The sequence below is a fragment of the Sphingobium sp. BS19 genome (assembly GCF_027925545.1).
Taxonomy (GTDB): Bacteria; Pseudomonadota; Alphaproteobacteria; order Sphingomonadales; family Sphingomonadaceae; genus Sphingobium.
The window spans coordinates 45,121-56,152 of the sequence record NZ_BSEF01000014.1; the positions used below are offsets into that span (position 1 = coordinate 45,121).

At 62.7% G+C, this 11,032-nt stretch carries 9 protein-coding genes; 7 read left to right on the plus strand and 2 right to left on the minus strand.

Annotated elements, in window-relative coordinates; translation table 11 throughout:
• Window positions 1-14: 14 nt before the first annotated feature.
• Window positions 15-389 carry a PDZ domain-containing protein gene (locus tag QMG56_RS16260; RefSeq protein WP_230186510.1) on the minus strand — a complete coding sequence of 125 codons (375 nt, stop codon included), beginning with the start codon at window positions 387-389 and terminating at the stop codon, window positions 15-17.
• Between the two features lie 128 nt (window positions 390-517).
• Between QMG56_RS16260 and QMG56_RS16265 the strand changes: the two genes are divergently transcribed.
• The 6 genes from QMG56_RS16265 to QMG56_RS16290 all read left to right on the plus strand — a co-directional run bounded on the left by QMG56_RS16265 (window position 518) and on the right by QMG56_RS16290 (window position 8,334).
• Window positions 518-1,252, plus strand: a complete 735-nt coding sequence (locus tag QMG56_RS16265) for an AcvB/VirJ family lysyl-phosphatidylglycerol hydrolase (RefSeq protein WP_281823341.1) — start codon at window positions 518-520, stop codon at window positions 1,250-1,252.
• Window positions 1,253-1,266: 14 nt separating this feature from the next.
• Window positions 1,267-1,698 carry a DUF2147 domain-containing protein gene (locus QMG56_RS16270; RefSeq protein WP_281823343.1) on the plus strand — a complete coding sequence of 144 codons (432 nt, stop codon included), beginning with the start codon at window positions 1,267-1,269 and terminating at the stop codon, window positions 1,696-1,698.
• 14 nt (window positions 1,699-1,712) lie between these two features.
• Complete coding sequence (gene mprF, locus QMG56_RS16275) at window positions 1,713-4,256, plus strand: bifunctional lysylphosphatidylglycerol flippase/synthetase MprF (RefSeq protein WP_281823345.1); 2,544 nt, start codon at window positions 1,713-1,715, stop codon at window positions 4,254-4,256.
• Between the two features lie 90 nt (window positions 4,257-4,346).
• Window positions 4,347-5,807, plus strand: coding sequence for an AcvB/VirJ family lysyl-phosphatidylglycerol hydrolase (locus QMG56_RS16280; protein WP_281823347.1), 1,461 nt, complete (start codon window positions 4,347-4,349; stop codon window positions 5,805-5,807).
• Between the two features lie 66 nt (window positions 5,808-5,873).
• Complete coding sequence (locus QMG56_RS16285; RefSeq protein WP_281823349.1) at window positions 5,874-7,934, plus strand: amidohydrolase family protein; 2,061 nt, start codon at window positions 5,874-5,876, stop codon at window positions 7,932-7,934.
• 46 nt (window positions 7,935-7,980) lie between these two features.
• A complete protein-coding gene (locus QMG56_RS16290; RefSeq protein ID WP_281823350.1) occupies window positions 7,981-8,334 on the plus strand; it encodes a DUF393 domain-containing protein in 354 nt (117 codons plus the stop codon).
• On the opposite strand, the gene QMG56_RS16295 is transcribed toward QMG56_RS16290, so the two are convergent.
• Window positions 8,331-9,680, minus strand: a complete 1,350-nt coding sequence (locus tag QMG56_RS16295; RefSeq protein ID WP_230186503.1) for an MFS transporter — start codon at window positions 9,678-9,680, stop codon at window positions 8,331-8,333. The two genes, QMG56_RS16290 and QMG56_RS16295, sit on opposite strands and share 4 nt — an antisense overlap.
• A 159-nt stretch (window positions 9,681-9,839) precedes the next feature.
• Between QMG56_RS16295 and cyoA the strand changes: the two genes are divergently transcribed.
• Window positions 9,840-11,024 (plus strand): ubiquinol oxidase subunit II, encoded by a 1,185-nt coding sequence (cyoA, locus tag QMG56_RS16300; protein WP_230186502.1) that lies wholly within the window; start codon window positions 9,840-9,842, stop codon window positions 11,022-11,024.
• Window positions 11,025-11,032: the final 8 nt, after the last annotated feature.

Genomic DNA, 11,032 nt, shown 5'->3' on the forward strand with positions numbered 1-11,032 from the left:
GCGTCGCGTTCCTCTTACCCGGTCGTTCGGCCGCAGCGACCCACTGTTGCCACAAGCGGACGACCGCCGCGACGCAAATCTATCGCGACATTGCAGTGTTGGGCATGGCGCAAATCGTGCCGCACCGACGCTGCCCCGCGCACGCGATGGCCATCCACCGCCTGCACCTCATCGCCCACCGCCAGGCCGCCGCGCTCGGCAGGGCCGTCGCTGCGCAGGCTGGTGACGATGGCGCTGTCCCGCCGCCCGTCGGCCAGAGTCAGGCCGACGGGTTCGGGCGCAGCGGCGGATACGGCGTGCAAACGACCGACGCGCCCTGCCAATGCCAGCGGGCTGGCAGAGAGCACCAATGCAGCGAGCCAACGGCCCATATCCGGCGTGCGATTCATGTCGATGATCTACGCGCAGGCCGGTCACGCAGGACTGACGGCCACATGAAAAAACTTTCATCTTGGCGTCACCGCACAGACCAAGCCGGGTGGTAAAGCCGCATCAGTCGAACGGAAGGACGTGCCCCATGAAAAGCCAAAGCATCCGCCGTGTCGGCATCGCGATAGTCAGCTTGCTCGTCGCTGCGCTCATCGGCTTTTTCTATCTCGGTTACCTCAGTAGCGATCCGTTCACCACCATCCGCCCCACCGCGCCTGCGCGACGCGATGTCGCTGCCATCATCCTTTCTGGCGATATGGGCTTTCGCGTGGGAATGGGGCCGCAGATCGCCAAGCGATTGACAGCGGACGGCATTCCCGTCGTCGGCGTCAACTCGCTGAGTTATTTCCGCACGACGCGCACCCCGGCAGAGGCGACGGCTTTGTTGACGACCGCCATTGGCAAGGCAGACGCTGCGTTTCATCCCCGTAAACTGGTCCTGATCGGACAATCCTTCGGCGCAGACATGTTGGACGTCGCCCTCGCCGGACTGGCACCAGATCTTCGCCGCAACATCGCTATGGTCGCTTTGATCGTGCCGGGCGCGACGGTCGAGTTTCGCGCATCGCCCAGTGAAATCTTCACCTTCGCCATGAACGAAGAACCCGCATGGCCCACGGCCAAACGGATCGACTGGGTGCCCCTGCTGTGCGTGTACGGCAGGGAAGAAAGCGCCAGCCTCTGCCCGCTTCTGCATCAGGCCAATGCCCACGTCGTTGGACTGCCCGGCGGCCACCCCCTCCATTACAATTCGACAGCCGTCTATCGCCAGCTCACGGACGCCATGCGGCGCTCGGGTGTTGAGACGACGACGCATTCCTAGAGGCTCCCATGCACATGAACCCCAAACGCGCATTCGCGATGGCCACCAGTTTTGCTGCCGCCCTGCTCGGGCTGTCACCCGCCATAGCCCAGCCCGCTGACGCAATGGCGCTGGCATCCGGCACATGGATGAACCCCCATGGCACCGTCGCGGTAAAGGCCGGGCCATGTCAGGAACGTCTGTGCGGATGGGTCAGTTGGGCCAGCCCGACAGCGACGGCCGATGCCAAGGACGCGGGGGTCAGCACGCTGATCGGCACCGAACTGCTGCAGGAATATAAGCTGACGGGCAATGGCAAGTGGACCGGACGGGTCTATGTGCCCGATCGCGGCGAAACCTATTATTCGACGATTCAGCAGCTCGACCCCAATCGTCTGAAGATTTCAGGCTGTATCTTGCATGGCTGGCTGTGCAAGAGCCAGGTTTGGCGCCGGGTGGGGGCGTGAACGGGGATAGTGCGATGAAGCTCTGGATACAGCGTTATCGAACGCAACTGGCGGTCGCTGGCGTGCTTGCTCTTGCAGCGCTTGGTTTTCTCGCGCTCGACCATTTGCTCGATGAAGTCCATTTGCGTGATGTGCGTGCGGCCTGGCATGCACTCAGCCCCCGGCAACTGCTATTGTCGATCCTGCTTGCAGGGGTCAGCTACCTCGCGCTGACGCTTTACGATGTCCTGGCGTTGATTGCGATAGGACGCCCCCTGCCTTACCGGACGGCGGCTTTCGCTTCCTTCACCAGCTACACGCTCAGCCACAATCTTGGCCTCTCGCTGCTCACCGGCGGATCGGCACGCTATCGCGTCTACAGCGCTGCGGGCCTTGGAGTCGGCGATGTCGCACGGGTTGTCACCATCGCCAGCGGCACTTTCTGGGGTGGGGTTATCACCCTCGCCGCGCTGATGCTGGCAATGGCACCGAAAAGCATTTCGCTCTTCGGCATGTCGCCAGCAGGCGTGCAAATCATAGCCGTGGCGATACTCGTCCTGATCGTGGGCTTCATCGTCTGGCTCGGCAGGGCAGGACGGCATGTCCGGTTCAAAAAACTATCGCTGCCCTTACCCCGCGCGCCCATTGCCATTGCCCAGATCGGGGTTGCAGCCGTCGATCTGGCGGCGGCAAGCGCGGCGCTGTTCGTGCTGGTTCCGGGCGCCGATGCCAGCATATGGCCCCTGTTCTTCATGGGCTACACCTTGGCAATCATCGCGGTGCTCGTGACCCATGTGCCCGGCGGCATCGGCATTTTCGAAGCTGTCATGCTGGCTGCATTGCCATCGACCAACCGACCGGAACTGGTCGCCGCGTTGCTCGCCTACCGCCTGATCTACTATATCGCGCCGCTCGTCGTCGCCATCGCGCTCGTTGCATTTCAGGAAGGGCGACGGTGGCACAAGCCGATCGCGCGGACCGTGCGCGGCGTGCATATCGTCGCGTCGGGCCTGTCCCCCACGATGATCGCCGCACTGGTGTTCCTTGGCGGATTGGTCCTGCTCGTGTCGGGATCGCTCCCCGCCGTGCCCGGGCGCATGCTCACACTCTATCGCGTCTTGCCGCTTCCCTTCGTGGAAGCCTCGCACATGGCCGCGAGTCTTGTCGGGGCGGCGCTGCTGCTGCTCTCTGCAGGGTTGTACCGCCGCCTTGATGGTGCCTTTTGGCTGACACGCACGCTGCTTCTGGCAGGCGCAGGCTTCTCTCTGCTCAAGGGGCTGGATTTCGAGGAAGCGAGCGTGATGCTGGCGATCACAGCGCTGCTACAATGGACTCGCCCCGCTTTCTATCGCCGCACCCACCTGACGAGCGAAGCGCTGACGCCCGGCTGGCTGGCGACGGTCGCGGTCGCTCTGGGCGTGTCGATCTGGATCGGCTTTTTCGCATACAAGCATGTCGATTATCAGACGGACCTGTGGTGGCGCTTTGCCCAGCGGGGCGATGCGTCCCGCTTCCTGCGCGCCAGCTTCGCCGTTGCCGTTATGACAGCCGCCGTCGCTTACTGGCAGCTTTTCCGCCCCGTGGCTCCCGAACCTGAACCGGTCGATGCATCGAACCAGCCGACATCCCAGGCCATTGCTCTTGCCCAGCATACGAACGCGCAACTCGCCTTTACCGGCGACAAGCGTTTCCTGGTCTCGTCCACGGGGCAATGCTTCGTCATGTATCAGATCCGCGGCCATAGCTGGATCGTGATGGGCGATCCTGTCGGTGCGCGCGCCGAATGGAGCGACCTTTTGTGGCGTTTGCGAGAACGGGCGGATGCCGCGCAGGGACCTCTCCTGCTCTATCAGATCAGCGCCGAGACGTTGCCGCTCGCGGTCGAGCTCGGGCTCCAGATCGTCAAATATGGAGAGGAAGCGCGCGTCGATCTTGCCACCTTCACGCTCAACGGCCCCGCTGCCAAGCCGCTGCGCTATGCCGAACGCCGCGCTTTACGCGATGGCGCGACGTTCGAAGTTGTCGCAGCGGCAGACCTCCCAGCCATATTGGGCACCCTGTCGGACATTTCGACACACTGGCTGCAGGCCAAAGGACATCGCGAAAAGGGATTCAGCGTCGGTCGTTTCGACAATGCCTACATGTCCCGCTTCGACTGCGCGGTGGTGCGGCAGGGGGAGCGTATCGTCGCGTTCGCCAATATCTGGGCAGCCGAAGACAAGAGCGAACTGTCAGTCGATCTGATGCGGCATGAAGAAGACATGCCCTATGGCACGATGGATTTTCTGTTCGTGCGCCTGATGCAATGGGGACAGGCCAACGGCTATCGCTGCTTCAATCTGGGCGTCGCGCCGCTTTCCGGGCTGGAAGCGCGGCGGCTTGCCCCGCTCTGGTCGAAGCTCGGCTCCCTGCTCTACCGCCACGGCGAATCGCTTTACGGCTTCGAGGGGCTGCGGGCGTACAAGGACAAATTCTCTCCCGAATGGGTACCTTGCTTCGTCGCCGGGCCGCAGGGGATATCCTTTGGTCGAGCGCTTATCGATTTGCAGGCGCTGATCTCTGCCAAGGTTCCGGCCTGACCAAGGCAAGATGACATTTATGTCATGCTGCGGACAAACGACCGTACAGGCGCCCGCGCTAAAAGGATGGCCTAACAGGGACATTCTGCCATGGGCCTCTACCGTCACATTCGTATCGCCGCCGCCATGCTGCTCAGCCTGTCCTGCGCAGGCGGAGCAGCATGGCAATCGGCTGTTGCCGCTCCCCCCGCCGTGCGCGAAAGTCGCTATCGCTTGGCACCGTTCGGAACGGTGCATGTCTATAGCCCGGCACATGGGCCGCACGGCGTCGTTCTGTTCCTGTCGGGCGATGGCGGATGGGACCGCCCTGCGACGGTCCTTGCCCATGCCCTTGCCGATCAGGGGCTGCTGGTAGCCGGGGTATCGACGCCTTCGCTGATGCAGACCCTTGAACAGAACAAGGCGAAGTGCATCGATCCGAACTACCCGCTCGTCGATCTGGCTCGCGATGTTCAGCATCGCATGGCCGTTCGCGCCTATATGAAGCCGATTGTCGTGGGCTATTCGGCGGGCGCGACCGTGGCTTATGCCAGCCTCGCGCAGTGGCCCAATGGCGGTTATCGCGGTGTGCTGTCCATCGGGTTCAGCGCCGACCTGCCCGGCCACAAGCACTGGTGCGCCGCGCCCGGCTTCGTCGCACACCCGATCACGCGGCCCACCAAGGGCTGGATGTTCGCACCCGGCAAGCGGATCAAGGTGCCCTGGACGGTATTGCAGGGGCAGGCCGACGCCGTCGTCAGCCCGTCCGCCGCGCGCCGGTTCGTGTCGGCCATCCCCCACGCCCGTTATGTCGAGCTGCCCAAGGTTGGCCACGGCTTTGCCGTCACCGCCCACTGGCTGCCCCAGTTGCGCAGCGAAATCGACCGCATGTTGCCTGCACCCATCGCCGCAGGGCCGCTTGCCCTGCCCGACATGCCGCTCACCATCGTGCCATCAACTGTGCCAGCCAGACCGGGCGGCAATGCCGACACGATGGCCGTCATCTATTCGGGCGACGGCGGCTGGGTCGGGATCGACCGCGACGTGGCCCAGCATCTTGCCAGTGCGGGCATCCCCGTCGTCGGCGTCGACAGCCTCTCCTATTTCTGGAGCCAGCGCACCCCATCAGGCGCCGCAGCGGACCTCGACCAAGTCGTCGCCAGCTTCGCCCAGCGCTGGCATCGGCCAAAGGTGCTGCTGATCGGCTACAGCTTCGGCGCGGACACGTTACCGCACATCGTCGGCGCGCTGAACCCGCAAACCCGTAGCCGCATTGCCAGCATATCGCTGCTCGGTCTCAGCCCGACTGCCGATTTTCAGTTCCATCTGAGTAGCTGGCTCAATGTCTCCTCCGCGCAGGCCTTGCCGACCGTGCCTGCCGTCGCGGCGCTTCACGGCATGACGATCCGCTGCATACGCGGCGTGGCCGAAAGCGACAGCGCATGCCCCGCAATTCCCCGCGGCGTAGCGCAGAACTACGTGGTGCCGGGCGGCCATCATTTCGACCGCAACAGTGCCTTGCTGGCCAGCATCATATTGGGTCAACGTCCGGCAGGCATCGTCCAGAGCTGAGCGCCTCCCCCACCGATGCTGTAACGCTGCCTTTACGCGCGCCTAACGGCATGCTTTATCATGACGATGAGCAAAACCCTCCGCACGGCACCGCGCCGCTTCGCCTCTCTTCTCCTCCTGTCCAGCGCCCTTCTGCCCGCAACGGCGTTGGCGCAAAAGGAAACATTCAGCGTCATTTTCGGCGCGAAGAATGTCGGCCATGTGAAGACCGATACGACAAAGGCGCCAAACGGCAGCGCCACTACCGCGATAGATTTCGATTACAAGAACAACGGTCGCGGGCCGACCATGGCCGAAACCTTGACGACGGACGCGAACGGCCTCCCCACCGCCTGGACGATCAAAGGCACGACGACCTTCGGCAGCAAGGTCGATGAACGCTTCACGCTGAAGGGCAAGTCCGCGCAATGGGTCGATTCGACCGGTCCCGGCAAAGCAACCGTCAAGGAACCCAGCCTTTATGTCGGCCAAAGCGCCAGTCCCTGGGCGCTCGGCGTCTATGCCCGCGCGCTCCTCAAGGATGCAGATGGCAAACTTCCCGCGCTACCCGGCGGCACGCTTACGCTCACAAAGGGCGCTGGCCTGACGGTCGATGGCAAGGGCGGCCCCGTGCAGGTCACTACCTACACGCTGTCGGGCATCGATCTGACGCCAACTTATATGCTGCTGGACGGCGACAATGCGCTGTTCGCGTTCATGACCCCCGAATTCGTCATTCTGCGTGCCGGTTACGAGAAGGAAGAGGCGCGGCTGCGTGACATCGCAGAAAAGCTGTCGACCGAACGCTATGTCGACATCCAGAAAACCACTGCGCATGATTATGGCGCCCCCGTCCGCATCCGTAACGTCCGTTTGTTCGATCCGAAGACCGGCACGCTGACCGAAGCCAGGTCCGTGCTTATATCCGGCAACCGCATCGCCGCCGTCGAGCCGCTCGATAGTCCTGCGACGCCTGGCGAAGTCGCCATCGACGGCGCGGGCGGCACTTTGGTCCCCGGCATGTACGAAATGCACGGTCACATCGGGCAGGACGACGCGCTGCTCAATCTGGCGGCGGGCATCACTACGGTCCGCGACATGGGCAATGACGATGCCGTGCTCGACACGCTGATCAAGCGGATCGACAGCGGCACCATCGGCGGACCCCGCATCGTGCGCAGCGGTTTCATCGAAGGCAAAAGCCCCTACAGCGCCAACAATGGCAAGGTCGTTGCGAGCGAGGCCGAAGCCATCGACGCCGTCCGCTGGTACGCCGCGCGCGGTTTCTGGCAGATCAAGATCTACAACAGCATGAACCCAGCATGGGTGCCGGCAATGGTCGCCGAAGCCCATCGCCTCGGCTTGCGCGTGTCAGGCCATGTCCCGGCTTTCTCGACCGCCGACGCGATGATGGCCGCGGGCTATGACGAAATGACGCACATCAACCAGTTCATGCTGGGCTGGGTGCTGAAAGACGGCGAGGACACCCGCCAGCTTCTGCGTCTGACAGCGCTCAAGCGGCTCCCCGCACTCGATCTAAACAGCGCGCCGGTCCAGAAAACGATCAACACGCTGATCGACAAGAAGATTGCCATCGACCCCACCGTCGGCATCCACGAAGCCCTGACCCAGAATCGCGACGGCCAAATTCCGCCGGGTGCCGCCGATTACATCTCCAATATGCCCGTGGGTACGCAACGCGGTATGAAGCAAGCCTGGATCGACACCTCTGCCCCCGGCGATGACAAAGCCTATCGCGCGGCTTTCGATCAAATCATCGCAACGCTCAAGATCCTGAATGATCGCGGGGCGTTCATTGTACCCGGCACCGACACCGGCGGCGCGCTTACCTATCATCGGGAGCTGGAACTCTATCAGAAATTCGGGATGACCCCGGCGCAGATCCTGTCGCGCGCCACGCTCGATATGGCGCGCTACATGGGTCAGGATCAGTCGCTCGGCTCCATCGAACGCGGCAAGCTGGCCGACTTCTTCCTGATCGCGGGCGATCCGGTAAAGGACATCAAGGCCATCAAGAGCATCCGCATGGTCGTGAAGAACGGCACCGTTTTCTATCCCAGCGAAATCTACGGCTATTTCGGGATCAAGCCTTTCGCCGATGCACCCAAAGTGAAGCTGTCGAAATAATCTCTCGCCGCTGGTGGCGGCGCAACAGCATCCCCATATTGGCGACATGGCGACGCTGACAGTCTGGTTCGATGGGCAATGCCCGCTGTGTCGCCGCGAAATCGCGCTGATGCAGCGGCTGGACAAGCGCGGGTCGATAGACTTCGTAGATGTTGCGGCAGAAGCGACGGATTGCCCTATCGACCGCGACGCGCTGCTGGCCCGCTTTCACGCGCAGGAGGATGGCGTGATGCTATCGGGCGCTGCGGCATTCGCAGCCATGTGGCGCGCTATCCCGCTACTTCGCCCGCTCGGACTCCTCGCCCGCAACCGCTTCGCCCTCGCCGCGCTGGAACGCCTCTACCGCCAGTTCCTGAAGATACGCCCGAAATTGCAACGTCTCGCGCGCCGCGCCGCCTAGCTGATCTTGCGCGCCAGTTCCTTATTGATACCCAGCGCCACCAGCGTGGCCAGCGCACCCGACAACAAATAACCGCCCGCCGCCAGCAACCCATAGCTGCTCGCCAGCCACAACGCCGCCAAAGGCGCAAAGCCTGCACCGAACAACCACGCCAGATCGGACGTCAGCGCCGCTCCGGTATAGCGATGGCTCGTCGGGAAATTGGAATTGACCGCGCCCGAAGACTGACCGAACGACAGGCCGAGCAGGATGAACCCGCCGACCATGAAGACGACTTCCCCTGCGGACCCGCCATCCAGCAATTGTGGCGCGAAACCGCTGAACACGGCAATCGCAGCAGCCGTCACGCCCAACAGATAGCGCCGCCCGACACGGTCCGCGATCAGGCCCGACGCAATCACCGCCAGAATGCCGAACACCGCGCCGATGATCTCGATCACCATGAAGCGCGCCGGGCTTTCCTTGGTATACAGGAACACCCAGGACAGCGGGAACACCGTGACCATATGGAACAGCGCAAAGCTGGCCAGCGGCGCGAACGCCCCGATGACGATGTTGCGCCCTTCGCTGCGTACCGTTTCGATGACTGGCGCAGGCTGCAACTCGCGGCTTTCGAACAGTTCGGCATAATCGGGCGTCGATACGATGCGCAGCCGCGCAAACAGCGCCACGACGTTGATCGCGAACGCCACGAAAAACGGATAGCGCCATCCCCAGTCGAGAAAATCTTCCGCCGAAAGCGCGCTCACCAGAAACGCGAACAGCGCGCTCGCGACGATCAGGCCCAGCGGCGCCCCAAGCTGGGGGATCATGGCGTACCAGCCGCGCTTGCCCTCCGGTACGTTCAGCGCCAGCAACGAAGCCAACCCATCCCATGCGCCGCCCAGTGCCACGCCCTGCCCCAGCCGGAACAGCGCCAGCAACAGCGCGGACCCCACGCCGAACACCGCATAGCTTGGCAGGAACGCCACCGCCGCTGTCGATCCGCCCAGCAGGAACAGCGCGATGGTAAGCTTCACCCCGCGCCCATATTCGCGGTCCACCCACATGAAGATCAACGTGCCGACCGGCCGCGCGATGAACGCCAGCGCAAAGATCGCAAAGGAATAGAATGTCCCCGTCAGCCTGTCGACATAGGGAAACACCAGCGCCGGAAACACCAGCACCGAAGCGATGGCATAGACGAAGAAGTCGAAAAATTCCGATGTGCGCCCGATCACCACGCCGATGGCTATTTCGCCCGGGGCTATCGTACCGTCGTTGATGGCGCGCGCATCGCGCTCGATCTCACGCGAACCGAGGTTCGGGCTGCGGGTAGAGGACGTAGGGGCACTTCCGGCTGTCATCGAAGGCAATGCTCGCTGATCTGTCACCCCCATATGATCTAGGCGGGCAACAAGGAGGATATTATTGAGGTTGCACCCACTTTAGCATGTTTGCACCTGCGAAGGGATGGGACAAAATGTCCAATGTCATGCGGGAAGGCAGAGGCCTAGGAGGCTGCAATGCGCACATCGCTCTCATTTGCCGGCCCTTTCTCCCGCCCGCATCGTGTTTTTCTGGCCCTGCCGTTACTGGCGCTGCTTGGCGCATGTGACGCGGTTGTCCTCAGCCCCTCTGGCGATGTTGCGATGCAGCAACGCGATCTGGTGCTGATTTCGACTGGACTGATGCTGCTCATCATCCTGCCCGTCATGGCACTGACCGTTCTTTTCGCATGGCGGTATCGCGCCGCGAACAAGGAAGCGCGCTACGAGCCGGACTGGGACCACTCGACCCAGCTCGAACTCATCATCTGGGCCGCGCCGCTGCTGATCATCATCTGCCTCGGCGCGCTGACTTGGGTGGGGACGCATATCCTCGACCCATATCGCCCCCTTGGTCGCCTCGATGCGAGCCGCCCGACGCAAGTCTTGGGCAAACCGCTGGAGGTGCAGGTCGTTGCGCTCGACTGGAAATGGCTGTTCTTCTATCCCGAATATGGCATCGCGACGGTCAATGAACTGGCCGCACCGGTGGATCGCCCGATCATGTTCCGTATCACCTCGTCATCGGTCATGAACTCCTTCTACATCCCTGCGCTCGCCGGACAGATTTACGCGATGCCGGGCATGGAAACGAAACTCCACGCCGTCATCAACAAGCCGGGCGATTATGCAGGCTTCTCCGCCAATTACAGCGGCGCGGGCTTCTCCGGTATGCGCTTCCGCTTCCACGGGCTTTCGAACGCCGATTTCGGCAAGTGGGTGTCGGGCGTAAAGTCCGGTAAATCCGCACTGGACCGCGCCGCCTATCTCAAGCTGGAACAACCCAGCGAGAATGTCCCCGTTCAGCGCTTCGCCAGTGTCGAAGCAGGGCTGTATGATGCGGCACTCAATATGTGCGTCGAACCGGGCAAGATGTGCATGAACGAAATGATGCATATCGATGCCAAGGGCGGACTGGGCATGGCCGCCGTCCACAATGTTCGCCCACTCGCTTATGACAAATATGCGCGCCGTGGCTCGGTACTCGGCACCAATGCGGGTTACGTCGCCGCGCTCTGTACGCCGGGCGACGCAAAGGCGATGCTGGCGGCGAAACATGACCGCCCCGTTCCGCTCCCCGATCCCGGGGGCCTGATTGGCGCAGGCCTTTCGCGTCCTGCGCTTCTCTCCTCCGCGTCCACCGACGCTGCAAAGAACCTCTAAATGGTCAC

Bases quoted from the DNA above. Each gene is read 5' to 3' on its own strand.
- QMG56_RS16285 (WP_281823349.1), top strand. From the start codon at position 5,874: ATGAGCAAAACCCTCCGCACGGCACCGCGCCGCTTCGCCTCTCTTCTC.
- QMG56_RS16290 (WP_281823350.1), top strand. From the start codon at position 7,981: ATGGCGACGCTGACAGTCTGGTTCGATGGGCAATGCCCGCTGTGTCGC.
- QMG56_RS16270 (WP_281823343.1), top strand. From the start codon at position 1,267: ATGAACCCCAAACGCGCATTCGCGATGGCCACCAGTTTTGCTGCCGCC.
- QMG56_RS16280 (WP_281823347.1), top strand. From the start codon at position 4,347: ATGGGCCTCTACCGTCACATTCGTATCGCCGCCGCCATGCTGCTCAGC.
- cyoA (WP_230186502.1), top strand. From the start codon at position 9,840: ATGCGCACATCGCTCTCATTTGCCGGCCCTTTCTCCCGCCCGCATCGT.
- mprF (WP_281823345.1), top strand. From the start codon at position 1,713: ATGAAGCTCTGGATACAGCGTTATCGAACGCAACTGGCGGTCGCTGGC.
- QMG56_RS16265 (WP_281823341.1), top strand. From the start codon at position 518: ATGAAAAGCCAAAGCATCCGCCGTGTCGGCATCGCGATAGTCAGCTTG.
- QMG56_RS16260 (WP_230186510.1), bottom strand. From the start codon at position 389: ATGAATCGCACGCCGGATATGGGCCGTTGGCTCGCTGCATTGGTGCTC.
- QMG56_RS16295 (WP_230186503.1), bottom strand. From the start codon at position 9,680: ATGACAGCCGGAAGTGCCCCTACGTCCTCTACCCGCAGCCCGAACCTC.